Source organism: Sterolibacterium denitrificans (assembly GCF_900174485.1).
Taxonomy (GTDB): domain Bacteria; phylum Pseudomonadota; class Gammaproteobacteria; order Burkholderiales; family Rhodocyclaceae; genus Sterolibacterium; species Sterolibacterium denitrificans.
Genome location: NZ_LT837803.1, coordinates 627,896 through 651,015 on the forward strand (window position 1 = coordinate 627,896; position 23,120 = coordinate 651,015).

Sequence of the window (23,120 nt, forward strand, 5' to 3'; positions counted from 1 at the left end):
CCCCTGCCATGCAAGTGAAGACGAATGCCGGTGCCGCTGCCGAAGCGCTTGCCGCGGCTTTCCTTGCGCGGCACGGCCTGCGCGTGCTGGAGCGCAACTGGCGCGTGCGCGGCGGCGAGATCGACCTGATCTGCAGCGATGGCGCAAGCCTGGTGTTCGTCGAAGTGCGTCTGCGGCGCGAGAGTGGCCATGGCTACGGCTACGGCGGCGCCGCCGCCAGCATCACGCCGGCCAAGCAGCGCCGCATCATTCTTGCGGCGCGCCACTATCTGGCCGGCAAACGCGAGTGCATCTGCCGTTTCGATGCGGTGCTGCTCGATGCCCTGGATCCGCAGCGGATCGAATGGATACGCGATGCGTTTGCGGCGGATTGAACGGATTGAGCGAGCTCTGCTACTGCTGCCGTTCGTCCTGGCGATGATGGCGACGGTCCCATTCCCGGCCCAGGCCCAGACCATTCGCATCCTCGTGCAGAGCTCGCCATTGGCGGGATTCCAGTACCACGCCGGGGCGGACTTCTGGGATGAATTGAAGGCGGGCGACCGGCTGGAACTGCGCCGCGAGCCTGACAACCCGCATGACGCCCTGGCCGTGCGCGTCGAATGGCAGGGCCGGCAACTGGGCTATCTGCCGCGTGCGCAGAACCGGGCGGTGGCTGTCGAGATGGATCGCGGCGCGCGCGTCGAGGCGCGGATCGCCCGTTTGCGGGTACATCGGAACCCTTGGCGGCGAGTGCTGGTCGAAGTCTGGCTGGTGCTCTGAACAACATGGCGATTGCCCCCGTTTTCAGGGCGTGGCCTGGATGACGGGTGGTAAAATCAGCCGTTGCCGGATATTTTTTCGACCCTCTTTTTTCGATCGCCTCGCCGATCATTTTCTTTCATGGATATCGTCCCCCGCATCGCCCGCCAGTTTCAGGACAGCGCCCAGGCCAAGCTGGCTGCCGTCGAAGTGCTGTCCGCGCCGATTGCCGCCGCTGTCGAGCTGATGGTGGCCAGCCTGCATGCCAACGGCAAGATTATGGCTTGCGGCAACGGCGGCTCGGCAGCCGATGCCCAGCATTTTGCCGCCGAACTGCTCAATCGCTTTGAGCACGAACGCCCGCCGCTGGCCGCCGTGGCGCTGACCACCGACAGCTCGACGCTGACTTCGATTGCCAACGACTACTCCTACGAGGAAGTTTTCTCCAAGCAGGTGCGCGCGCTCGGTCAGCCGGCCGACGTGTTGCTGGCGATTTCCACCAGCGGCGATTCACCCAACGTGATCGAGGCGATCAAGGCCGCCCATGAGCGCGAGGTGCGCGTCGTCGCCCTCACCGGCAAGGATGGCGGACGCATGCGCAGCCTGCTCAAGGAAACCGACATCCATATCGGCGTGCCGCGCGACGTTAGCCCGCGCACCGCGCGCATCCAGGAAATCCATCTGCTCGTCCTGCACTGTCTGTGCGACGGTATCGACACCATGCTACTGGGAGAATTCGAATGAAACTTACCCTGTCAGTGCCCAACATCAGGCACATTGCCACCGTCGTCCTGCTTGCCGCGATGACGCCCGTTCTTTCCGGCTGCTTCGGCGCAGCCGTGGTCGGCGTCGGCGCCAGTGCGCTGATGATTGCCGACCGCCGCCCGACCGAAACCTACCTGACCGACGAAGGTATCGAAGTGCGCGCCGTTGCCCGCATCAACGAGCGCTTCGGCGACCGGGTGCATGTCAATGTCACCAGCTATAACCGCAGCGCGCTGCTGACCGGCGAGGTTCCCGACGCGGCAACCCGTGCCGAGGTCGAGAAGCTGGTCAGCCGGGTGCCCAACCTGAAAGCGATCAGCAACGAGCTGCAGATCGCCGGCAACAGCTCGCTTGCCTCGCGCAGCAACGACACCTATCTCACCTCCAAGGTCAAGGCGCGTTTCATCGACTCCAACAAGTTTGCCGTGAATCACGTCAAGGTGATCACCGAAGCCGGCGCGGTTTATTTGGTGGGTCTGGTGACGCAAGCGGAAGCGGATGCCGCCGTCGAAGTGGCGCGCACGACCGGCGGCGTGCAGAAGGTGGTGCGCGTCTTCGAAATCATCAGCGCACAGGAAGCGCAGCGGCTCGACAACCGGCCACGGGAAGCGCAGAACGCGCCGGTGAGCACGGCGAATCCGCAGTGATTCAAGAATTTTCGCAGCGCACAGCGCCGCATTGCTGATGACTGCTCCGGCGCTGCTGCCTGATTTCGAGGCCAAGTGCTGTGCGCCGCAGGATCTGGCCGCGCATCTCGCCGGCCTGCCGCGCCCGCTGGTATTCACCAACGGCTGCTTCGACATCCTCCACCGAGGCCACGTCACTTATCTGGCCCAGGCGCGCGCACTCGGCGCGGCGCTGGTGGTGGCGGTGAATTCCGATGCTTCGGTGCGGCGACTGGGCAAGGGCACCGATCGTCCGGTGAATGCCCTGGTCGACCGCATGGCTCTGCTGGCCGCGCTGGCGTGCGTGGATCTGGTGACCTGGTTCGACGAAGACACCCCCATTGCCCGCATCCTCGACTGCCGGCCCGATATCCTCGTCAAGGGTGGCGACTGGCCGGTGGAGCGGATCGTCGGTGCGCCGGAAGTGCTGGCGCGCGGCGGCCGTGTCGTTTCGATTCCCTTCATCCACCAGCGCTCGACCACGGCACTGCTGGAAAAAATCCGCCGGCTCTGAACTCAGTTCCGGTGTTTCAGCCGCGGGTCGGCCCAGTCCGGCATCGGCGGAATCGGCCCGGTGCTGCCGCCATAGCTGAATTCCGGATTGCTTGAATCGCAGGTGCAGGGCAGCCCGGTCTCCGTGCTTGCCGGCAGCGGGCAATGGCCGGCGCTGGTGATGCAGCGATCGGTCGGATTCTGGATGCGGGCGGGCGGTTGATCATAGACCGTGCCCTGCGCCGCCGGCAGTGGCTGGGTGTTGCGCGGTGGCGGCAGTTTGTAGCGGTCCGACTTGCCGGCGCAGGCGACGAGCGTCAGAGGAAGCAAGGCCATGATCAGGGCAGCACACTGTTTTTGAAGCTGGCTGGATTTCATGTCGGGTTTCTCCTTCTTTCTGGTAGTCACGAAGCCACGAGCAAGTGTGATTTGTGTTTGCGTGGGCCTTGTTCGGATAATATCCGCGGGATGGAGCAGAAGGTCGTTCATGACATGATTTTCGGTACAGCGGAGATCAGCGGCGGAGGGCGTGGTGATGAATGACGAACGGCGCAGCCTGCTGCCCGCATTCGCCATTTCCCTGATCTGTCACGCGCTGCTGCTGTGGTTCATGCCGCATGGGCAGGGTCGCCCGGTGCCGCCCGAACAGCGGACGCCGCTTGCCGTCAGGCTTGCCCCACCAACTGTACCTGCATCCGCACCGTCGCCTTCTCCGCCGCCGGCCGGGCTCATGCCTCAGCCAGTGGCAAAGCCGCCGCCGGCCTCTCCAAGGCGTGCGCCGCTGGCGAAGTCGACGCCGGCGCCGGTGGCCATCGCGCCGGCACCGGCTGTGGAAGAGCCGCCGCAACCGCCGCTGCCATCCCCGCCTCGCCACCAGATGAAGGCCGCCAGCGGCAGATCGGCCAGCGGCAGCCGGGGCGCGTCGCGGCAGAGTGGCGGCAGCAGCAGGATCAGTGTGTATGCGCCGCCGGATTACGCAGAGAAGGTCAAGACGCGGGTGAATGCCGCCATCGTCTATCCGGCCGATGCCAAGCGCTTCCTGCAGCAGTGCTGGGTCGAGTACACGCTGACCGTCGATCGCAACGGCAACATGCTCAATTACCGCATCGAAAACTGCGGCGACGATCGCCTGGATGCCGCCGCGCAGGCGGCGCTGATCAAGGGCGGGCCGTATCCGCCACCACCCGACAGCGGTGCCGCCAGCTATGAAATCCATGGCGCCCTGGTGTTTACCCTGCAGTGAGACGCGCATGATCAGGATATCCAGCCTCATCATCATCCTTGTCGCCTTGACGCTGGCGGCCTGCGCCAAGCCGCGCAAGCCGGCGCCGCCGCCGCAGGTGGTACCGGCACCGAGTTTCGCCTGCGACATGACGGCGCAGGAAATCATGTGCAGCAGCGCGCGTCTGGCCAGACTCGACGGCGAGCTGGTGGACGCCTTCCATGCCGCCCTGCGCCGCAGCGACACGCTCGGCCGCGAACATTTGAATGCCATGCAGAAACGCTGGCTGGCGGGCCGGGCGGGCGCCTGCGGTGTGCCGACCCTGCGCAGCGCCGTCGGCGTGGCGCCGTCGCCTGCATTGAGTGCCTGTCTGCTCGACATCTACGCCGCTCGCGTCGATATGCTGCGCCGCTGGCCGGCGGCCGCGCCAGTTGGCCTGCCTGCCGACGGGCCGCATCCGCTGTCCGCCTATGTCGAATTTCGTCCGGTCGAATCCGCCGATGCGCAGGCCTGCGGCGCGTTGGCGAATGCCTTCAACGGCGCGCTGCGCACCCTGGGAGCGCTCGATATCAACCGCATCTCCGGTCTGAGTGAAATCGCCGGCAGCCATGGCCTGCCGCGCGCCCAGGGCTATGGCGTGGAGTTGCAGGATGCCGGGGCCTACGCCGGTTTTGCCCTGCGCGCGCGCACGCTGCGCGACGGCAGCGGGCAACTGCTGATCGATGCGGCCACGCTCGGTAACTGGGTGCGGCGCTTGCCCAATCACGGCGGGCGGGCCAGCAGCATCGCCACGCAGACCGGCGACTACGAAAGCATCGACGTATTCCGCAGCACGCAGTTCCCGCAGCACGTGCTGGCGCTGCTGGTCGAGCCGTGGGGCAGGTACGCGCCGGGCGCGCAGGGCGAGTGGGCGTATGCCGGCGTCTATCGCCTGGCGCCGGCTTTGGTCGAGCCGCTGTGCCTGTACCGTACCTACATGACGCCGCCGCTGAAGAACGAGTTGATGCGCCTGCCTGCCTACGCGGCACTGCAGAAAACGCTCGAAGAGATCGGTGGCACGAATTCGAGCCCGTCCGAACTGGTCGGCCGCGAGCTGCACGAGGAATATCTGCTGCGCCAGGAGTTGCAGTGGCAGATCCAGAACATGCCGCTCATCGCCAGCGGCGAGGCGCAGCGCCATGGCTGGTGGGGCTGGCTGCGCAAACGCCACGACGGCGTGCATGACGCGCTGTTCGCCTGGTCGGAACGCAGCCTGCGCAACAAGCTCGCCTGGCGCCGTCTGCTGGCGCAACTGGCGCCTGCCGCCGAGGAACTCGCCGCCCTGTGGCAGCGCACCCAGCGCCTGAGCGAGGCCGATGCCCGGCAGGCCGCCCAGCTCACGGTGATGCGCCTGCTCGCCCAGCACGCCAGCGATCTGCCGGGGCTGGCGGTGAATATGCCGAATGCGCCATTTGCCGGCACCTATACGCCGAAATATCCGCCGCTGGCCGGCGAAACCGAGATTCTGGACGGGCGTAGCTACGGCAGCCTGTACAGCGCGGCCCTGAACGGCGCCGATGCGGAAGTGATTGCGGATTTCCTCGACTACGAACTGGCTGCCGCAAAGGCACAGCCTGCGCAACAAACCCGGCTGTCGCGCGGCGCCGAAGGCGAGACGGCGCTGATGGCGGCGGTCGAATCGCCCGACATCGTGCGCCAGTTGCTTGCCGCCGGCCTGGACGTCAATGCAAGCGATGCGCGTGGCCGCACGGCATTGGCGAATGCGATACTGGTCGGCCAGATTGAAAGCGTGCGGCTGCTGCTTGCCGCTGGCGCCAGCGATGCCCGCCAGGCCTGCAATCTCATCAACTCCACTGCGCCTGCCGACAGCAGGGCGCAGCTTGCCGGCATGTTATGCAAATGAGCGAAGCAAACGAATCAGCAATGGCAGTCGCGGCAATCGTACCAACCGTACCAAGCGCATCAAGCCTGCCAGGTACCCCAGGCGCAGACAGGAATGAGCCGTCAGCGCTGCCGGCCAGCAAGGGGCGCGTGCCGGGCAACACCGGCATCTGGGTCGGCATCACCTGTGAATTCGTCGAATTCGCTCTGCTGTTCTGCGTCTATTTCATCGCCCGCGCGCACTTCCCGGAGTCCTTCGAGGAAGGCGCAACCCGGCTGTCGAAACTCGCCGGCACGGTCATCACGCTGCTGATGGTCACCAGCAGCTACTTCATCGCCTGTTCCGTGATCGAGATGCGGCGCGATCGCCGCCGCCGCTCGCTGCTCTGGCTGCTCGGCGGCCTGCTGCTGGCGCTGGGTTATCCGCTGGCCAAGTTCCTCGAATTCCGCTGGAACCTGGCGCACGGCATCACCGGCGAATCGGGAATTTTCTTCACCGTGTATTACTACCTCACCCTGACCCACATGGTGCATGCGATCTGGGGCATCCTCGGCATGCTGTGGGTGATCGTCCGCCACATTCTCGGCATTTACAGCGCCGAGGATTACGGCGGCCTCGAAGCGCTGGCCAGCTACTGGCACGCCACCGACATCATCTGGCTGGTGATTTTTCCATTCTTCTACGTGCTGGTCTGAACCATGGCGACACAAGACGACGCCGTTTCCACTTCCCTCAAACCCCTGACCTGGGCCTGGCTGGCGCTGGTCGCCCTGACCCTGCTGAGCCTGGAGCTCGGCCAATGGCTGCATGGCGTGGCCTGGCTGCAATTCGTGGTGGCGGCGATCATCTGGCTCAAGGGCACGCTGGTTGCCCGCAGCTTCATCGAATCGCACATTGCCCATCCCTTCATCCGCAACGTGCTGCGCGTCTTCATCGCCTTCGCTCCACTGGCGCTGATCCTGATCGTTTTCTTCGGCCGCGAGTTCGCGCGCTGGACGACGCTTTGAATCGAATCGAATCGGACAGGACCATGCACCAAACACATGAAGCCGCCGGACTGAAGCAGGCACGGCAAGCACGGCCACCGCATGACCTGCTTGCCGCCTTCATGGCCTATGAACTCTGGTCGTTCCTCGCCTGGCAGGACATCCGCATCCGCTATCGGCGCTCCAGGATCGGCCCCTTCTGGATCACGCTGAGCACGGCGATTTTTTGCGTGGCGCTCGGCATCGTCTATGGCCGGCTGTTCAAGACGGAAATCTCCGAATTGCTGCCCTTCCTGTCCATCGGCATGGTGGTCTGGAGCTTCGTTTCCACCTGCATCGGCGAAATGCCCAACCTGTTCGTCGAGAACGCGCCCTACATCAAGGACATGCGCATCAACCCGCTGACCATACTGCTGCGGGCCATCGCCAGAAACGCCATCATCTTCGCCCACAACCTGCTGATCGTCGCCGGCATCTACCTTTATTTCGGCATCTGGCCGGGCTGGACCGGCTTGCTGGCGTTGCCCGGCATGCTGCTGGTCATGCTGAATCTGCTGGCCATCGGCGTCATCCTGAGCATCGTCGGCGCCCGCTTTCGCGATCTTGCCCAGATCACGCAAAGCGTTTTGCAAGTCATTTTCTTCATTACGCCCATCTTCTGGCTGCCCAAGCTGTTGCCGGAAGGCAGTTGGGTCATTGCCGCCAATCCGATGGCCTATTTTCTCGACCTGCTGCGCTCGCCCTTGCTGGGCCATGCCCCGGCGGCGGTTTCGTGGGGCGTTTCGTCGCTCATGCTGCTCGTCGGCGCCGCCATTGCCGCCTGGGTCTATCGCAGCAAAAACGCCCGCATCCCCTTCTGGGTGTAGGAAAGACTGCCATGGCCTCGATTCAAGTCTCCCATGCCTGTCTCGACTACCCGCTGGTCGGCACCGGCAACCGCTCGCTGAAAAACCGCCTGCTCGGCGCCGCCACCGGCGGCCGGATTTCCTCTGGTGATGCCATCCCGGTCGTCACGGCGCTGCGGGACATCAACCTCGACCTTCAGGAAGGAGACCGCCTGGGCCTGGTGGGCCACAACGGCGCCGGGAAATCCTCGCTGCTGAAAGTCCTCGCCGGGATCTATCAGCCGACGCGGGGCTCGGTCAGGACGAGCGGCCGCATCGTCTCCACGCTCAACATCTCCCTGGGCATGGAACCGGAAGCCACCGGCATCGAAAACATCGTCATGCGCGGCCTGCTGCTCGGCATGAAGCGCGCGGAGATCGACAGGAAACTGGACGAGATCGCCGCCTTTACCGAACTTGGCGACTACCTCGACATGCCCGTCCGCATCTACTCCACCGGCATGGCGACCCGGCTCGCCTTTGCCACGATCACGGCAATGGATGCCGACATCCTCCTCATGGACGAAGTCATCGGCACGGGCGATGCCACTTTCCTGGACAAGGCGGAACGGCGCCTGAATGCCTTCATGAACCGGAGTCAAATCCTGGTGCTCGCCTCGCACTCGGATCAGGTCATCAAGAAATTCTGCAACAAGACCTTGTTGCTCGAACGCGGCCAAATCATTGCCACAGGTACGCCTGAAGAGGTTTATGCCATTTATCACCAGGAACGCGGGTGAGTTTTGTCTTAACTGAAACAAAGAACATGACCACCATGCCACTTTCTTCACTGATACCCCGGTTGCGCACGGCCTTTCTTTCCGCAGCACACGCAAATCCACAGCAGGTCAGTTTGAACATTGCCGGCCATGCAGCGCAATTGATTTTCGCGGATGAGACACTGCATGACGCTTTCGCACCGTCTTTGCAGGGTTTGATCGAGCCAGCTTCGTCAACCAACGTCAAATCCGGCGGCTTGACCATACACGCCTGGTCAGGTGGCACAGACAACATGCCGTGCCCGGACATCGTTGCCGATCTGGAGCGCTTCCCCGACAAGATTTCGGTGGTGAATGCCGGCAGTCTGCATCTACAGTACAACCCGGAGGGGAAGATCCTGAGCTGCATCGATACCGATCTGGGCGAGGCTTATTACCATGCGGCCGACGTCGGTCAGCTTCCCGACTATGAAATCTGCACGCCGATGCGCATGCTGTTCAACTGGAGCTGTGCGATGCACGGCGTGCTCATGGTGCATGCCGCAGCCGTCGGCAAGCATGGCATCGGGGCGCTGATCGTCGGCAAGAGCGGGGCGGGCAAGTCAACGACCGCGCTGCAATGCCTGTTGAACGGCCTCGACTATCTGGGCGACGACTATGTGGCCGTCAACAGTGACGATGGCACGGTGCATCATCTCTATCGCGGCTGCAAGGTGATGGATGACGCGCTTGAACGCCTGCCGGTGCTGGCGCCGCACGTCATCATGCATAACCGGCCCAATCGGAAGAGCGTCGTCATCCTCGACGATACCCTGGGCGCGCTGGTGCCGTCTTTCCGGCTTGTTGCGATTATCCGCCCCAGGGTGGCGAAAGCTGCCGGCAGCAATTTCAGTCCGCTCTCACCCAGACAGGCCGTCGCGGAATTTGCAGCGAGCACCATTCTGCAAATGCCGGGAACCGGAAGCTACATGCTGCGCGAGTTGTCGAAGCTGTGCGCCAGAGTTTCCGCTTTTGAAATGTCCCTGAGTACGGAGCCGGCCGAGATAGCCCAGGCGCTCGATGATTTCCTGCAGCAATATTCCACTACATGACCATGCTGCTGACCTGCTTCGAGGACATCCCGACAGTGACGCGCAGCCAGCAATTGCTGCTGGATGCCTTGATGGCGGAGCCGCCACGCGACCATGAGTCGTTTGAACGCTGGGTTCGGGAGGTCGATTTCGATCGGCTCGATTATTCTTCCCTGAGGCTCGTGCCTGCGCTGTTCAGAAAATACAGCGAGCATCCCGCATGCGCGCCCTATCGCGCCCGGATGAAGGGCATCTATCGTTATTTTCACTATCGGACCAACCTGATCGCCGCCGATGCGTACCAGGCCATGCACGCCCTGACGGCGGCGGGCGTGGCGTTGATCGTCTTCAAGGGCTTGGCCATCGCCCTCAAATATCATCGGGACATCGCACTGCGGCCGATGGGCGATGTGGACATCCTCATCCGCAAGGAGGATCTCGGCAAGGCCGAAGGCATCCTGCAGGATCTGGATTGGCAGTATCGATACGAGTCGTCCAGGAAGCCGCATGACCTGCATTCCCACGACTACATCAACAAGAACAAGAGTGGTCTGGATTTGCACTGGCATTCGTTGTACGAATCTCCCGTCGCCGGTATCGACGATGGCCTCTGGCAACGAGCCGAAACCCTGGTTTGGCAAGGTTTGTCCATACAGATCATGGGGCCAGAGGATCTCGTTCTGACCGCCATGATCAACGGCATGCGGGATACGCAGTACATGAAGTTCGTATACTGCGGATGGCTTTTCGACGTGGCCGCCATCGTGCGGGACAGCCCCGATTTCGATTTCGATTGGGATCTGGTCTGGGACGAGGCCGGGCGACGCGGGCTGCGCTCCAAAGTGTTTGCTGCCCTGGTGTTGTTGCACCAGCAGCAACCGCAACTTCTTCCCATGGCGACGCTCCAGGGTCTGTTTGCTTCCGATCCGGAGCTGATACGGCAGCTTGTTCTTGAAAACCGGACGTCCTGCCTGAATCCCGCGCGTCGTCGTGAAATAAATGCCCTGCTTGATCCGAGCCCGATCAACCGCTTGCTGCATTGCGTGCAACCCAAGTGGTCGGTCTACCGGCGCCTGGCTCGCGACCCGTCGGCAGCCAAGTACGTGCGCTACACCACGACTGCCGAGGGCTGGGTAGACTCGCTCTACCTCCATCGTCATGCGCTTGCCTGGTTGCCCCAACTGTTCAGATTTACCGATCCCGACAGCCGGGGGGCAGGCATAAGCCACCGGTTGCAGGGCGATGAGGGTTGGGTGACGATCGAACCCGGTGTACTCGCTCTTGCCGATCAGGACGCACTACCCAGCTACGGCGCACGGATCGAATTGCTGTCGCCGTCCGACAAAAATATGCGGCTTCAGGTCGGGGAAACAGGGGAGATCGCACTGCGCATACTGAACGATTCTCCGTACTGCTGGACTGTGCGGGGTGACAGTGAGGCGCTATATGGCGTTTCCTATCACTTGCTGAGTGAGGATGGAGCTCTGCTGTCCTGGGACCAGCCGCGTGCCCATTTCATGAATTCGATGGACAAGTACGTTTCCTTTGTTGCACCTGGCCAGAGGCTCGACTGCCGGTTGCAGGTGCAGGCTCCGGAGCGTCCTGGGCGCTACCGGCTCCAACTGGATGTTGTACAGGAGTTCGTAACGTGGTTTTCGGGCCGGGGTTGCAGTTTCCCCGTCATTGGATTGCAAGTCGATGAATAAACAAAAGGATCGAACAAAATCATGTACCAGGTAAATTCGCCTCGCATCGCTCACGAAACACTGGATGGCGAAACCATCGTCATCGATACCCAGACGGGTTTCTATTACACGCTGGATGGCCATGCCGCAACCATTTGGCAAGCCCTGGCCGGCGGCGTATCTTCAACCGAAGTCATCGGCGCATACGTTCAGGCCGGCCTGTTTCAAGAGGAAGCCATCCGCGAATTCATCGATCGATTGCTGGCTGCCGAACTGCTGCTCAAGTCGGAAAATGCCATGGGCCATAAGGCGTTCTCCTTGCCTGCATTACCTCTGGAAACCCCTCGCATCCTGACGCTCAAGACGCATTCCGATCTTCAGGAACTGATCGAGCTCGATCCGATTCACGAAGTCGATCCAACCCAGGGCTGGCCGATGAAGTCCGCATCAGACCAATGAAAACCGATCATCATCCGGACATCAGCGTCATCATTCCTGCCTACAACGCAGGACGCTACCTGCATGGCGCAATCGGCAGCGTGCTGGCCCAGACGCGTCAGGCCAGCGAAATCATCGTCATTGACGATGGATCATCGGATGATACCGCTCGAATTGCCGCCGGTTTTCTGGGGGTACGGCTCATCGAGACACCCCATGCAGGCGTATCGGCTGCAAGAAATGCCGGCCTGGATGCGGCCCGAGGGCATTATCTGGCTTTCCTGGATGCCGATGATCTGTGGCTTCCGACCAAGCTGGAGCGGCAAATTGCGTTCCTTCTCGACAATCCGGGCGCGAGCGGCGTATTCGGCCATGTCCAGCAGTTCGTAAGCCCCGAGCTTGCCAAGGAGCAGCGCGACCGTTACCAGGCCAACACCGCCCCCATGCCGGGTCTGCTTGCCGGCGCGCTCTTCATCAAACGCGATGAATTTCTTGCCGTCGGCAAGTTCGATGAAGCCTTGGCCGGCGGTGAATTCATCGACTGGATGGCAAGAGCCAAGCGGCTAGGCCTTTCACTGCCAGTGCTTGGAGATACCCTATTGCTGAGGCGAATACATGGCAACAACAGCGTGTTGACCGGCACCGAGGCGCTGCATCATGCCTATCTCCAGCTCATCCGGAAAAAGATAAAGTCGGAAAATGGGAGCTGATTTTTTACTGCCTGTTGCCGAGCAATATGCCGGCCAGATTCTCAGCGCTTTCTTTCCACGTCAACCAGGGCATTTCGTCCGGCTTCGGATGTTTGCCCTGTCGGTATGACGCCAGCCATGACTTGATTGCACGAGCCAGATCTGCGGGATGCTCTGCAATGAAGTAGTCGGCGCAGTCTCCCGCCACTTCCCGAAACACAGGAATATCCCGCGCGATGATGGGCAGTCTGTGTTGCGCCGCTTCGATCAGCGGCAGGCCGAAACCTTCGCCGCAGGAAGCGGCGATCAGGCAGGTGCTGGCAGCATAGACTTTTTCAAGGTATTCGTCGCCGATGCCTGCGAGCCAGAACAGGCGCTTGCCGAGCTCGGGATGGCCGTGCAGTCGCTCGACCAGCGCGTCCACCAGCCAGCCTTGCTTGCCGACGATCGCAAGATTGATATCGACGCCTTCACGCCACAGTTGCTCGAAGGCATCCAGAACCTGGCCGTGGCCCTTGCGCGGTTCCAGCGTGCCGACCATCAGGAAGCCGGGATGAGCGTCGAGCCGGGCGAGGATGGCTTGCACGTCGCCTGACAGTGCGGCGTTGCCGGCTTTGGTGTCCGCGCCGGCGCGCTCGCCAGCACCATTGTGCGACCAGTCGATTTCAAAAGCGTCTTGGTGCCGCGGGTTGTTGAGCCTTATCCAATCTGTCAGTTCATCCGCCACGATTCGGGAAACGCAAACGGCGCCATCCGTTTCCGCAACGACTTCCAGCCAGTGCAAAAAAGCGTCCTTGACGCCGGGCGAGAAAAACTGCGGCATCCGGATGCACAGCAGGTCATGCACCAGGAACTTCACCCTCACGCCCTGGCTGCGCAGGCTGCGGTAGAACCGGCGTTGCGCCGCCTGCACCTCCGGTTGCAAATCGAGGCCGAAAAACATATCGCCGGAAGCGTAGTCGATCGGTTCATCGGCCAGTCCTGCGTGCGGCCAATTCATGAAGTCCGCCGTGAAGCGCCGCGCATAGCGGTAGCCTTGCTCGAGCGTGGCGTAGACCGGCTCGATACGAAAGTCCCTGGGCGGATTGCTCAGCCACTCCTTGAGAATGCTGCGCACGACGCGCTGTATGCCGGCTTTGGCATCCCGCTGCACGAGTTCCGAAATATCCACGAATAGCTGTTTTGCCTTGCGCCTCGGCGGAAAGCTCAAGGCAAGGTTATGCGCAAGTTTTCGCAGATCCCCGTCTTCGGCAGCACCTGCCATGATGCCGGCCAGTTTGGGATAAAGATCAAACAGGACGGGCGGATTGGTTCGGTAGAAGTGCTCGATGCTTTCGGCATAAGACTGGGCGCACCTGCCGGGGTCATGCCTGTCAAGAATGACGTTGCGTGCGTTTTTACCCAGCGCGGTTCGTTTCGCGGGGTTGCGCCACAAGGTTTCCAGCGCCTGAACCAGTTCCGCATCGTCGAACTCATCCGGCAGCATCCAGACTGCGGCTTCATCCAGATCCGCCATGCTGCCATTGGCATTGACGATGGTGGGCAGACCATGATTCATGCAGTCCAGCACCGCTCCCGACGTTTCGCCGCGGGAAAGTGCGCGCAACTGCACGCCGACATCGGCTGCCGCCAGATAGTTTTTGAATGTCTCCGGACTTGCCCAGCCAGTAATCCGAATACGGGCGGCGCAGGATGAACGCTTGATGGCGGACGCCAGTTCGTCGCCGTAGTCTCCATCATGGTTTTTGCCGACGAATACCAGATGGCAGGCGCTGTCTCGAGCCAGATCGGAATCGAGCCAGGCCTGCAGCAGCCGGTGGTTGAGCTTGTGAGGGCCCAGCAGACCGAATGCGCAGACGATGAAATCATCGTCCGCAAAGCCCAGGGTTCGCCGTGCGCTGCCCGCATTCGCATCCGGTACGCGCAAGTGCGGAATGATCTTCAGGGAAGATGTGTCCAGGCCATACCACCGCTGCGCCAGATGCACGGAATTCGGCGAGTGCACTATGGTGCCGACGCTGTTTTCCAGCACGGCCCGGCTTGCCGGATATTTCCAGACGACTTCCGCAATATCTTCGGCCCTGGCCAGATCCTGCAGGGCGGCGTAGCCATGGGACTGATACAGGGCCTGGGTGAAAAATCCCGGCGCATAGCCCGTGGCCTGCATGTGATGCTCGATGTTCGACAGATGGAAGTCATGCAGCACCACGACGCCAGGCACCGCCTGGAGCATGGCGAACATGTGCTGATGGAAGTGCGAGTTGCCGAAATGGTAGAGCACGCGATCGTAAGCGTGCGCATGTTGCATGAACCACGCTACTGAACGAACGGGACAATGCTCACGTATCCACGGGTTGGCAATGTTCTTCTGCTCGACAATGACTTCGATTTGATAGTGCCCGGAAAGTACCGGCAAGAGTTCGGCACTGTAATCCGCTATGCCGGAGCGCTCGGGCGGCAGGGGAGAGACATAGGCCAGCTTTGGTTTCGCCAGGTTTTTTGATGCTGCCGGGTCCTGCCGGATTTTCTCGGCATGCGCCTGTTCCATCGCGGCAATGGCGCGTCGGGCAGTGTCGTCCCAGGAGAATCTTGCGGACTGCCGCCTTGAATTCTCCCGCAAGCGCTTCCGGAATGCCTCGTCGGTCAAGGCGCGCTCCATGAGGCGAGCAATGGCCGTATCGGAATGGGGGTCGAACAAGGCCTCGTCCATGCCCACCACTTCCGGCAGACTGGATAGGTTGGATGCAATCACCGGCGCGCCGCAGCGCATGGCTTCCAGCGCCGGCAGGCCGAAACCTTCGTGCCAGGATGGGAAGACGAACAAGGTGCAGGCGCCATAGAGGCCGATCAGGTCTGCTTCCGGGACAAAGCCGGTCAGGATCAGTTCGCCATCACCCAGGCCTTGTTTCTTCGCCAGCGCCAGCAATTGATGACGGCTGGCGTCGTGGACGGAACAGACGATGGCAAGTTGATGCCGCTGCCGCAATTGTTTCGGCAGCAGGCTGTAAGCGCGAATCAAGCCTTCGATGTTCTTGCGGAAATCGATGCCGCCGGTATACATGACGAAGCCGTTCCGAATACCGTATTTCTGCTTGATTGCCGCCAGCTCGGCCGTCGTTTGTTCGAGCGTGCCGAACTGCGCGTCTGCATCGGTGGAAATATTCAGGCACCGGGTCGAGGGAAACCCCAGGCGCTGTATGCCTTCCTGGCGGGAAGATTCGGATATGGCGAGCCACAGGCCGGCATTTTTCAACTGCTCGATTTTTCCCAGATACCAGTTTCTGGTGTCCGGATTTTCCAGATACGGACTTTGATGAATATAGGGGATCAGGTCGTAGAGTATGACGGCGGTAAGGTGGCGATGCTCGCCAACGTCGATACCCGTTACGGCATCGTCCCCCAGCCCTTCAAACAGGCTCGACACCAGCACCACGTCCGGCGCCAAGGAAGTCAGGAATGCTTCGCGCACGCACTCGCTGATTTGCCGTCTCGGTTTGTTTTCGATTGCGATGAAGGCAGCCGGCGCGAGGGGATGCCAGACCTTGATATTGTCGCCGGGCAGAACGCCGTCGAAAGCTGCACGAATTCTCTCGATGGAATCGGGAAAGGCGCCGTTCAGGGCGAGCAGGATTTCGTGCGTCCTGCAATGCCGTACCATGGCTTTGGCCAGGGCCATGGTATAGCGGCCAATACCCCGGTTCCAGGAGCCATTGGACTGCGCGCCCTGCATGTCGATGACGATGCGCATCAGCGCTGTCCCTTCTGTTGCTCGATGGCCGACTTGAGATCGGCGTAGATCCGGTGCGCGCGTGGCGTGAGCTGAGACAGCTCGGCGGGAATATCAGGTGGTCGGGTGCGTTGCGCAAACGATGCCGATGCGCCCATGACCAGCCGCATCAAGCGCGTCTTCATTCCAGGGAATCGATTCACCAGTGCCACGACCACGCGCCTGAGCCTGGGACGACGATTGACGTAGAGACTGGCGTGCTGCAGAACGACGATTGCACGGGATTTGAGCGCCATTTTCATGAAACGGTTGCGAGGTGAGTTTTGGAAAGTGGGAAGTGGAAACTGGAAAGCGGCTCAATGCGCCTGCAATCGCCACTCATAGCCGGTGATTCGCACCACATCTCCGGTTCCCACATATACCCGAATTTCCACGTCTGGTTCATCACGCGGCAGAGACACCAGTTCATCCACCAGCGCATCCTCCCCTGGCTGCAATGCGAATTGCGCATAACGCAGGTTTCCGCTGCGCGCCACGACATCCGCCCAGGCTGTCCCTGCCTGTTGCACCGTACCGAATATCTGCAGCCGGTACACGCCTTGCGACGCGGCTCGATAGGGGCCATAGAGCAAGAAACCTTCCTCGCCCAGGCTATGTATCCCTTTGAGATCGCCATAGCCCACCTGGCTATAGAGGGAAATCAAATCCGTCCCGCGGTATGTCCAATGCGCCGCCGGTTCCCTGGTCATGGCCGGTGTCGGTGGCATGCCTTGCTCCAGCACGAGATACCAGGCAGGTTTCCGGCCAGCGATCAATCGCGCTTCACGCACGCGCACTGTTTGCTCCGCATAGGCATTGACCTGTTTCAGGCAGCTTTCCACGGTGTCTTGCAAACAGCCCACCTCAAGCCGACCATCCTGCCTCAAGGCTGACGCGATATGCTCGCGGAGCCCCTTTTTGTTGCCCTCTGCGCGGCCGGTCACGCCAAAAGCCGGCTGCCTCTGCAGCATCCCCGCCATTACCGCCGACCAGGTCTGTTCAAACTCGCCCGCATATATCGTCGTCCCCATGCCGACGATCGGCGCCACGCGCTGGGCAAACGCATACTGCTGAAGCGGTACGGGAGCGCGTATCAGTACCGCGATCAGCCATAGAAAAGCCAGCGCAGTCGCCGTCATCCGCCAAAACCCGGGGATGGCTGCCAGCAGCTTCGCCAATTCCAGAGACAGCGCAATGCCGAACGCCAGCCACGCAAAAACGAAGTAGCGATAATGAAAGGCAAACTTCTGCACCCAGGCATTGCCTGCAAACAGCAGCAACCAGCCCAGTGCAAACAGCACTGCCAGGATCTGCACCCACAAGACCTGTACGTTCCAACTGCTCCGGTTTCGCCATGCCTGCCACAGGCGGAGTGTCACCACGACCAACAACAACGCTTCCAGTCTCGGCAGCCAAAGCGCGTTTTGCATGCTGCCAAGCGCCAGCGGCAATCCCTCGCGCAAGGTGGCAAAGGAAAACCCCGCATACTCCGTGCCCGAAGGTCCGGCAACCCGATGCGCAACGAGCCACCACAGCAGAAACAGCACGACGGCCAGCCCAGCGAAGCCCAGATTGCGCATTTCCAGGCGGCGCTGCAGCAACATGCGCCCACCGACCAAAGCCAGGGCAGGAATCACCGTGCTGAAGTTGACTCCCAAGGCCAGGCCCAGCAGCAGCGCGACAACCAGCATGCGCAGCCAGAGCGGCCCCAGGAGGCGGTTTGCTCCGGAAGCGGCAAACCATGTCTCATGAGCCCATAGCAGCAGCAAACAGGCCAGCGGATACTCCACATGCCATACCACCACCTCGTACACCGCATGAGGCTTCAGCACCAGCAGCACGATTGCCGACAGCAGCAAAAACAACTGCCGGGCCCGTCTGGTATTTACCTGGCGATCGCCATCGCTATCCGGCGGTGATACCAATCTCACGGCCACGCCCGCCCAGGCGCGCAGCAGGCCGAAGAAAACCAGCGTGGGGAAAAGGAGATTGGCCCAGAGATTGGCTGCCGGGTCGTGTATCAACGACGTCAGCGCCGGGCCCACGTTCAGCAAGCGGTTTTGCCCCCAGAAAAACAGGGTGACGTTCTGTAGCGACATCACCGAATACAGCATGACGTCGCCACTGACGGGCTCTGGCGCAAAGCGATTCACCGTCGCCGCCGCCAGCGCCAGCAACAGCAGCGCATCCAGCCCCCAATTGCCTCTCCAATTTCGCCAGCGTTGCCGGATTGCAGTCGTATTCAACATTCGTAGCCCGGGCTTGGCCTGTCATGGCGAAAAGGGTCGGTGAGCGCATCCGAATAGTCGCTCATCAGCAAGCGCTGGCGCGGCAGGAAATTCCGTCGGAGGTAGCGACTGAAACTTGCCAGATGCTGACCTCTTTGCGTCAGGCGCACGCAGTTGCCATCCAGCCTTACGGTCCCCGAGGCCAACTGTTCCGTCAGCCGGATCTCCACCAAACGATGTTCCGGCATGTACTCCCGCACGAAGACTTCATCGAGGCGCGCCAACTGGATGCCGCCGCCGCGCTGCTGCAGCTTCTCAAGAATGTAGAACGACAGGGATCGGTCGATGACCGTTGGCACCGAAATTGCAAAACCATAGGCCAGCAGCAGCCAGATCGCCGCCAACTGCAGCTTCTCGAAGCCGCCCAGCATGGCCAGCCAACGCCCGCGCCACAGCACGGCGGCGCTCAGGATGCACGCCAGCACGCCGTCCAATAGCGCGTCGTACAGCACCACGTCCACATGGAAAAACCGCGCATGCACGCCATACACGAGCAGCAACATGGCCACGAAAACCATCGTTGCCGATACGGCGCGCCACAGTTTGTTCATCGTGGTCGCCTCATTCATCGAGGCAGCCTGCCGTTGCGATTGCAGCCCGAATCACCACATTTCCCCGTCAGCATCAACACGGCTCTCCAGCGATATGCCGCCATCCCTGCATTCGACCCGTTCCACGAAACCGCCGTATCTCGGAAGCATGGTTGCCGTGCTGCGCGCCACGCCCGTCAGCATCAGCGTCAACAAGGTCAACGCTCCCGTCTGCAAAAACATCAGCAGCAGAATCCCCAGCGCCACCGAGAACCAGCCTGGCGTGGCAAAACCGGCAAGTTTGAGAAATATCGCCACGCCCATCGCCAGCACCGCCATGCAGGCGACGGACAGACAGGCGATCCCCACGCGCACCAGTACGTCCTCGGCAAATACCATGGTTGCACGGAATCCATGCAATACCAGGCCAACGAAATTCATCTTGCTGCGGCCCGCATAGCGAGGGCCGCGATCCAGCGGACAGGCGGTTGTCCGCAGTTTTGACGCAAGCACCGCGCCCGCCACATGTATCGACAACTCCTGCATGGCGACCAGGCGCTTGACTGCCGCAGGCTTCAGGGCCATGAAATTTCCGAAACTGATCGAGCGCCCGGTCATCAAGCCGAAGAGGCGCTTGTACAGCGCATAGAAGACCTTGAAACGCAGGGTTTCCACCCGGCTCTTGCGTTGCGCGACCACCACATCGGTTTGCGCCGATTCGAGCGGCGCCAGCAGCAAGGGAATGGTGGCGGGCAGATCTTCGCCATCGGAATCCATGACCACTACGCGATGCTCGGGCTGCATGTGCGCGGCCACATAACCCAGGCCAATGGCGATGGCGCGTTGATGTCCGACATTGCGGCGCAGTTTGAGTATCACGCCGGCAACCTCGGCGTGCGCGAGGCTTGCAATTTCCAGGGGTTGATCGACTGAACCGTCATCCACCGCCACCACGAAAACATCCCGGCCAAACTGCGCGGCCAGCTCCTTGAACAAGCGGCTGCTGGCATCGACGTCTTCATACACCGGCGTCACGACAATCAAACGATGCGCGCTGTCGATCATGAGGCCAGCAAGCGCCTGAAATAGTCGATCGTTTTGGACAGCCCATCTTCCAGCCTGATCTTGGGCTGCCAGTCCAGGGTTTGCCTGGCCAGGGCGATATCGGGCTGGCGTTGCCTGGGATCGTCCTGCGGCAAGGGCTGCATGACCAGTGTTGACTTGCCGTCCGTCAGCCTGAGCACGGTCTCGGCCAGTTCGAGGATCGTAAATTCTTCCGGATTGCCCAGGTTGATGGGGCCGGTCACTTCCTGCGGGCTGGCCATCAGACGCACGAAAGCTTCGATCAGGTCATCGACATAGCAAAAGCTGCGTGTCTGGGAACCGTCGCCATAAAGGGTGATGTCCTTGCCCTGCAGCGCCTGAACGATGAAGTTGCTCACGACGCGCCCGTCGCTCGGATGCATGCGTGGCCCATAGGTATTGAAGATGCGCGCGACTTTGATTTCCAGCCGGTGCTGGCGGTGATAATCGAAAAACAGGGTTTCCGCGCAGCGTTTGCCTTCGTCGTAGCAGGAACGCATGCCGATCGGATTGACGCGTCCCCAGTAACTTTCCTGCTGCGGGTGAATCTCGGGATCGCCGTAAACCTCGCTTGTCGATGCCTGAAAAATCCGCGCCTTGGTGCGCTTGGCCAGCCCCAGCATGTTGATGGCGCCATGCACGTTGGTTTTGGTCGTCTGTACCGGGTCCCGCTGGTAATGCACGGGAGATGCCGGGCACGCCAGGTTGTAGATTTCATCGACCTCGATGTAGAGCGGAAAGGTCACATCGTGGCGCAGCAGTTCGAAATGAGGATGGTCGAGCAGGTGAACGATATTGTCCTTGGTGCCGCTATAGAAATTATCGGCACACAGCACGTCGCAACCCTCATTGAGCAGGCGTTCACAGAGATGCGAACCCAGGAAACCGGCGCCGCCGGTCACCAGCACTCTCTTTCTATTCGACACCCGCACCACGCGCTCCAAACGGAATTGACAAGCGGGTATTGTATTCGTGCGGCGCGGGTTGACTATCCCGCCGCGTCATCTCTTGCAGCAATCCCGCGATCACCGGCGGATCATCGACCCGCCGCACGGCGGCCTGCAGGGCCGCGGCTTCAGGCCAGGTGCGTTGCCAGTAGCCGAGCAACAGTTTGAGACGGCCCAGCGCGCGCTGGGCCGTACCGTGATCGTGCAGTCTTTGCCAGTAAGTCCGGATGTGCGGCAGCAGGGCCTGCCAGTCGGCGGACGACGGGCTCGCGGCCATAACGCCGCGGATGCGCAGGCACAGAAAGGGATCGGCGACGGCGCCACGGCCGATCATGACGTCGCTGCAGCCGCTGACTTCACGGCAGCGCTGCCAGTCGGCCAGCGTCCAGATCTCGCCATTGGCAATGACCGGAATGTCGACTGCCTCCCGGATGCGCGCGATCCATTCCCAATGCGCTGGCGGGCGATAGCCTTCGTCGCGGGTGCGGGCATGGACGACGAGCTGGGCGGCGCCGCCGACTGCCAGCGCCTGGGCGCAATCCAGGGCCAGTGCCGTATCGGCGATGCCCAGGCGCATCTTGGCGGTGACGGGGATCGCCGCCGGCACGGCCGCGCGCACGGCCCGCACGATGCGCAGCAACTGCGCCGGATCGCCGAGCAGCATGGCGCCGCCGCCGTGGCGATTCACCAGTTTGGCCGGGCAGCCGAAATTCAGGTCGATGGCGGGCGGCGCGAATTCGGCCGCGCGTGCCGCGTTGCGTGCCAGCCAGTCCGGGTCGCTACCGAGCAATTGAATCGCCACCGGCGTGCCGGCTGGCGTACGGCAGGCATGGTGGATTTCCGGACAGATGCGTTCCCAGCTACGTCGCGGCAGCAGCGAGCCGGTGATGCGGATGAATTCCGAGACCGTGGCATCGTAGCCGCCGATGCGGGTCAGCACGTCGCGCAGGAAGTGATCGGCGAGGCCCTCCATGGGGGCGAGGATGAGACGGGACATGCGCTGATGCTGCGGACGATCGGTGAAGACCGGCAGTGTGCGGCAAAGCTGCCGGCTTGTCGATAAAGCCGGCCTGCAGCCGATATTCCGGCCTGGCACGCGGCCGTGAAATTTCCACTACAATCGACCGTTCAACGAGTTTCACCCACGAACGAATATCAACGAGGAGCGAGCAACATGGCCAAGACCGCCAAGGATTACTTCATTGCGATGACCGAGTTTCATTTCATGAATCTCCAGACCATGTCGGAGATCGACTACTACCCGAACGTGCAGCGCTGGTGGGGCAGCGTGGATGGGGTGATGCGCGCCTGGTCGGGCCGCGACCTGACCGGCGAATGGCCGCAGCCGCTTGCCAGCGCGCTGATCGAGCACATGGACAAGACCAACGTCGACGTCGCCTTCTGCCTGCGCGAGCCGATGATGGACGTCACCGGCGGCGTGGTCTCGCTATCGACCAACGGCTTCATGCTGCAGCAGATCGCGCCGTACCCGGAGCGCATGTACCTGGAAGCCAACGTCGGCCCGGTGATCAAGCGCGGCACCAAGGAAGCCAACTGGGAGCTCGAATACCTGTTCAAGGAAAAGGGCGCCAAGCTATGCAAGCTGTACACGCCGGAAGACGACGGCCCGCTCAACGACAAGCGTCTCTGGCCGTTCTACGAGAAGGCGCAGGAACTGGGCATCACGCTGACGGTGCACACCGGCTTCAGCTACGTCGTGCCGCAGCCCAGCAGCCACTGTCAGGTGGGCCAGCTCGACGACGTGCTGCTCGACTTCCCCGATCTCAAGATCATCGCCTATCACGCCGGCTGGCCGCAGTCGGAAGAGCTGATTGGTCTGTGCGGCAAGCATCGCAATCTCTACATGAGCCTGTCGGGCATCATCGGCTGGTACCAGCGCGCGCCGTATCGCGGCTACCACGCCATCGGCACGGCGCTGCAGTGGATGCCGGCCGACAAGATCGTGCTGGGCTTCGACCTGCCCTTCGACGATCTGGGTCGCGTGGTCGATTACATCGTGAATCTCGACATGCCCGAGGAACTGCAGGAGAAGTGGGGCTATGCGCAGGTGACCGAGGAAGACAAGGCGAAGATCCTCGGCCTGAACCTGGCCAAGCTGACCGGCATCGAGCCGGTGAAGCGCAAGCAGGGCGGCTACAAGATTCCGGCGCCGGCGGCGGGGCACGGTCACGGCCACTGAGTCCGTTTCGTCTGGTTTGATCTGGACTGGCGCACGTTCCCACATTTCGCGAGGGGCGTGCGCCAGTT

Annotated in this window: 24 protein-coding genes; 16 read left to right on the forward strand and 8 right to left on the reverse strand. The window is 61.8% G+C overall.

Features of this window, described 5'->3' with window-relative positions; all coding sequences use genetic code 11:
- The first annotated feature begins 8 nt into the window (after positions 1-8).
- From SDENCHOL_RS02780 to rfaE2, 5 genes are all read left to right on the forward strand, one after another.
- Positions 9-374, forward strand: a complete 366-nt coding sequence (locus SDENCHOL_RS02780; protein ID WP_154715953.1) for a YraN family protein — start codon at positions 9-11, stop codon at positions 372-374.
- A 46-nt stretch (positions 375-420) separates the two neighbouring features.
- The gene (locus SDENCHOL_RS02785) at positions 421-762 is read left to right on the forward strand and encodes an HIRAN domain-containing protein (protein ID WP_231912895.1); all 342 of its coding nucleotides are present in this window, start codon (positions 421-423) and stop codon (positions 760-762) included.
- Positions 763-882: 120 nt separating this feature from the next.
- The gene (locus SDENCHOL_RS02790; RefSeq protein ID WP_154715955.1) at positions 883-1,485 is read left to right on the forward strand and encodes a phosphoheptose isomerase; all 603 of its coding nucleotides are present in this window, start codon (positions 883-885) and stop codon (positions 1,483-1,485) included.
- On the forward strand, positions 1,482-2,153 hold the full coding sequence (locus SDENCHOL_RS02795) for a BON domain-containing protein (RefSeq protein WP_154715956.1): 672 nt from the start codon (positions 1,482-1,484) through the stop codon (positions 2,151-2,153). Before SDENCHOL_RS02790 ends, SDENCHOL_RS02795 begins: the two co-directional genes overlap by 4 nt.
- 37 nt (positions 2,154-2,190) lie before the next feature.
- Complete coding sequence (rfaE2, locus tag SDENCHOL_RS02800; protein WP_154715957.1) at positions 2,191-2,685, forward strand: D-glycero-beta-D-manno-heptose 1-phosphate adenylyltransferase; 495 nt, start codon at positions 2,191-2,193, stop codon at positions 2,683-2,685.
- 2 nt (positions 2,686-2,687) lie between these two features.
- On the opposite strand, the gene SDENCHOL_RS02805 is transcribed toward rfaE2, so the two are convergent.
- Complete coding sequence (locus tag SDENCHOL_RS02805) at positions 2,688-3,152, reverse strand: hypothetical protein (RefSeq protein ID WP_154715958.1); 465 nt, start codon at positions 3,150-3,152, stop codon at positions 2,688-2,690.
- A gap of 46 nt (positions 3,153-3,198) precedes the next feature.
- Between SDENCHOL_RS02805 and SDENCHOL_RS02810 the strand changes: the two genes are divergently transcribed.
- The 10 genes from SDENCHOL_RS02810 (at position 3,199) to SDENCHOL_RS02855 (ending at position 12,259) form a co-directional block, all read left to right on the forward strand.
- Positions 3,199-3,906, forward strand: a complete 708-nt coding sequence (locus SDENCHOL_RS02810) for a TonB C-terminal domain-containing protein (RefSeq protein ID WP_154715959.1) — start codon at positions 3,199-3,201, stop codon at positions 3,904-3,906.
- Positions 3,907-3,913: 7 nt separating this feature from the next.
- Positions 3,914-5,788 carry an ankyrin repeat domain-containing protein gene (locus tag SDENCHOL_RS02815; protein ID WP_172954979.1) on the forward strand — a complete coding sequence of 625 codons (1,875 nt, stop codon included), beginning with the start codon at positions 3,914-3,916 and terminating at the stop codon, positions 5,786-5,788.
- Positions 5,789-5,808: 20 nt separating this feature from the next.
- A complete protein-coding gene (locus SDENCHOL_RS02820; RefSeq protein WP_231912896.1) occupies positions 5,809-6,462 on the forward strand; it encodes a cytochrome c oxidase subunit 3 family protein in 654 nt (217 codons plus the stop codon).
- Positions 6,463-6,465: 3 nt separating this feature from the next.
- Positions 6,466-6,774, forward strand: coding sequence for a hypothetical protein (locus SDENCHOL_RS02825; RefSeq protein ID WP_154715961.1), 309 nt, complete (start codon positions 6,466-6,468; stop codon positions 6,772-6,774).
- 23 nt (positions 6,775-6,797) lie between these two features.
- A complete protein-coding gene (locus SDENCHOL_RS02830; RefSeq protein WP_154715962.1) occupies positions 6,798-7,619 on the forward strand; it encodes an ABC transporter permease in 822 nt (273 codons plus the stop codon).
- 11 nt (positions 7,620-7,630) lie between these two features.
- Positions 7,631-8,377, forward strand: a complete 747-nt coding sequence (locus SDENCHOL_RS02835; protein WP_154715963.1) for an ABC transporter ATP-binding protein — start codon at positions 7,631-7,633, stop codon at positions 8,375-8,377.
- Between the two features lie 272 nt (positions 8,378-8,649).
- Positions 8,650-9,447, forward strand: a complete 798-nt coding sequence (locus SDENCHOL_RS02840; protein ID WP_154715964.1) for a hypothetical protein — start codon at positions 8,650-8,652, stop codon at positions 9,445-9,447.
- Positions 9,444-11,132 (forward strand): nucleotidyltransferase family protein, encoded by a 1,689-nt coding sequence (locus tag SDENCHOL_RS02845; protein WP_154715965.1) that lies wholly within the window; start codon positions 9,444-9,446, stop codon positions 11,130-11,132. The genes SDENCHOL_RS02840 and SDENCHOL_RS02845 overlap by 4 nt, the downstream gene beginning before the upstream one ends.
- Positions 11,133-11,153: 21 nt before the next feature.
- The gene (locus SDENCHOL_RS02850; RefSeq protein WP_154715966.1) at positions 11,154-11,570 is read left to right on the forward strand and encodes a PqqD family protein; all 417 of its coding nucleotides are present in this window, start codon (positions 11,154-11,156) and stop codon (positions 11,568-11,570) included.
- Positions 11,567-12,259, forward strand: coding sequence for a glycosyltransferase family 2 protein (locus SDENCHOL_RS02855; RefSeq protein ID WP_154715967.1), 693 nt, complete (start codon positions 11,567-11,569; stop codon positions 12,257-12,259). Before SDENCHOL_RS02850 ends, SDENCHOL_RS02855 begins: the two co-directional genes overlap by 4 nt.
- Positions 12,260-12,263: 4 nt before the next feature.
- Here the strand turns inward: SDENCHOL_RS02855 and SDENCHOL_RS02860 are convergent, their stop codons facing one another.
- From SDENCHOL_RS02860 to SDENCHOL_RS02890, 7 genes are read right to left on the reverse strand one after another with little or no spacing between them, the layout of a single operon-like run.
- The gene (locus SDENCHOL_RS02860) at positions 12,264-15,986 is read right to left on the reverse strand and encodes a glycosyltransferase (RefSeq protein WP_154715968.1); all 3,723 of its coding nucleotides are present in this window, start codon (positions 15,984-15,986) and stop codon (positions 12,264-12,266) included.
- A complete protein-coding gene (locus tag SDENCHOL_RS02865) occupies positions 15,986-16,267 on the reverse strand; it encodes a hypothetical protein (RefSeq protein ID WP_154715969.1) in 282 nt (93 codons plus the stop codon). Before SDENCHOL_RS02865 ends, SDENCHOL_RS02860 begins: the two co-directional genes overlap by 1 nt.
- A 54-nt stretch (positions 16,268-16,321) precedes the next feature.
- Complete coding sequence (locus SDENCHOL_RS02870; RefSeq protein WP_231912897.1) at positions 16,322-18,250, reverse strand: hypothetical protein; 1,929 nt, start codon at positions 18,248-18,250, stop codon at positions 16,322-16,324.
- Positions 18,247-18,843, reverse strand: a complete 597-nt coding sequence (locus SDENCHOL_RS02875; RefSeq protein ID WP_154715971.1) for a hypothetical protein — start codon at positions 18,841-18,843, stop codon at positions 18,247-18,249. Before SDENCHOL_RS02875 ends, SDENCHOL_RS02870 begins: the two co-directional genes overlap by 4 nt.
- 51 nt (positions 18,844-18,894) lie before the next feature.
- On the reverse strand, positions 18,895-19,887 hold the full coding sequence (locus SDENCHOL_RS02880; protein WP_154715972.1) for a glycosyltransferase: 993 nt from the start codon (positions 19,885-19,887) through the stop codon (positions 18,895-18,897).
- Complete coding sequence (locus tag SDENCHOL_RS02885) at positions 19,884-20,831, reverse strand: UDP-glucuronic acid decarboxylase family protein (protein WP_231912898.1); 948 nt, start codon at positions 20,829-20,831, stop codon at positions 19,884-19,886. The genes SDENCHOL_RS02880 and SDENCHOL_RS02885 overlap by 4 nt, the downstream gene beginning before the upstream one ends.
- Positions 20,821-21,849: a tRNA dihydrouridine synthase gene (locus SDENCHOL_RS02890; RefSeq protein ID WP_154715974.1), complete on the reverse strand. Its 1,029-nt coding sequence runs from the start codon at positions 21,847-21,849 to the stop codon at positions 20,821-20,823. Before SDENCHOL_RS02890 ends, SDENCHOL_RS02885 begins: the two co-directional genes overlap by 11 nt.
- Positions 21,850-22,026: 177 nt before the next feature.
- Here SDENCHOL_RS02890 and SDENCHOL_RS02895 point away from each other — a divergent pair, with 177 nt between their 5' ends.
- A complete protein-coding gene (locus SDENCHOL_RS02895; protein WP_154715975.1) occupies positions 22,027-23,052 on the forward strand; it encodes an amidohydrolase family protein in 1,026 nt (341 codons plus the stop codon).
- Positions 23,053-23,120 lie beyond the last annotated feature (68 nt).

Coding starts and splice junctions, on each gene's coding strand:
- SDENCHOL_RS02805 (WP_154715958.1), bottom strand. CDS start 3,152: ATGAACGACCTTCTGCTCCATCCCGCGGATATTATCCGAACAAGGCCC.
- SDENCHOL_RS02860 (WP_154715968.1), bottom strand. CDS start 15,986: ATGCGCATCGTCATCGACATGCAGGGCGCGCAGTCCAATGGCTCCTGG.
- SDENCHOL_RS02810 (WP_154715959.1), top strand. CDS start 3,199: ATGAATGACGAACGGCGCAGCCTGCTGCCCGCATTCGCCATTTCCCTG.
- SDENCHOL_RS02825 (WP_154715961.1), top strand. CDS start 6,466: ATGGCGACACAAGACGACGCCGTTTCCACTTCCCTCAAACCCCTGACC.
- SDENCHOL_RS02795 (WP_154715956.1), top strand. CDS start 1,482: ATGAAACTTACCCTGTCAGTGCCCAACATCAGGCACATTGCCACCGTC.
- SDENCHOL_RS02830 (WP_154715962.1), top strand. CDS start 6,798: ATGCACCAAACACATGAAGCCGCCGGACTGAAGCAGGCACGGCAAGCA.
- SDENCHOL_RS02815 (WP_172954979.1), top strand. CDS start 3,914: ATGATCAGGATATCCAGCCTCATCATCATCCTTGTCGCCTTGACGCTG.
- SDENCHOL_RS02890 (WP_154715974.1), bottom strand. CDS start 21,849: ATGTCCCGTCTCATCCTCGCCCCCATGGAGGGCCTCGCCGATCACTTC.
- SDENCHOL_RS02845 (WP_154715965.1), top strand. CDS start 9,444: ATGACCATGCTGCTGACCTGCTTCGAGGACATCCCGACAGTGACGCGC.
- SDENCHOL_RS02780 (WP_154715953.1), top strand. CDS start 9: ATGCAAGTGAAGACGAATGCCGGTGCCGCTGCCGAAGCGCTTGCCGCG.
- rfaE2 (WP_154715957.1), top strand. CDS start 2,191: ATGACTGCTCCGGCGCTGCTGCCTGATTTCGAGGCCAAGTGCTGTGCG.
- SDENCHOL_RS02785 (WP_231912895.1), top strand. CDS start 421: ATGGCGACGGTCCCATTCCCGGCCCAGGCCCAGACCATTCGCATCCTC.
- SDENCHOL_RS02895 (WP_154715975.1), top strand. CDS start 22,027: ATGGCCAAGACCGCCAAGGATTACTTCATTGCGATGACCGAGTTTCAT.
- SDENCHOL_RS02850 (WP_154715966.1), top strand. CDS start 11,154: ATGTACCAGGTAAATTCGCCTCGCATCGCTCACGAAACACTGGATGGC.
- SDENCHOL_RS02855 (WP_154715967.1), top strand. CDS start 11,567: ATGAAAACCGATCATCATCCGGACATCAGCGTCATCATTCCTGCCTAC.
- SDENCHOL_RS02840 (WP_154715964.1), top strand. CDS start 8,650: ATGCCGTGCCCGGACATCGTTGCCGATCTGGAGCGCTTCCCCGACAAG.
- SDENCHOL_RS02875 (WP_154715971.1), bottom strand. CDS start 18,843: ATGAACAAACTGTGGCGCGCCGTATCGGCAACGATGGTTTTCGTGGCC.
- SDENCHOL_RS02790 (WP_154715955.1), top strand. CDS start 883: ATGGATATCGTCCCCCGCATCGCCCGCCAGTTTCAGGACAGCGCCCAG.
- SDENCHOL_RS02880 (WP_154715972.1), bottom strand. CDS start 19,887: ATGATCGACAGCGCGCATCGTTTGATTGTCGTGACGCCGGTGTATGAA.
- SDENCHOL_RS02865 (WP_154715969.1), bottom strand. CDS start 16,267: ATGAAAATGGCGCTCAAATCCCGTGCAATCGTCGTTCTGCAGCACGCC.
- SDENCHOL_RS02835 (WP_154715963.1), top strand. CDS start 7,631: ATGGCCTCGATTCAAGTCTCCCATGCCTGTCTCGACTACCCGCTGGTC.
- SDENCHOL_RS02820 (WP_231912896.1), top strand. CDS start 5,809: ATGGCAGTCGCGGCAATCGTACCAACCGTACCAAGCGCATCAAGCCTG.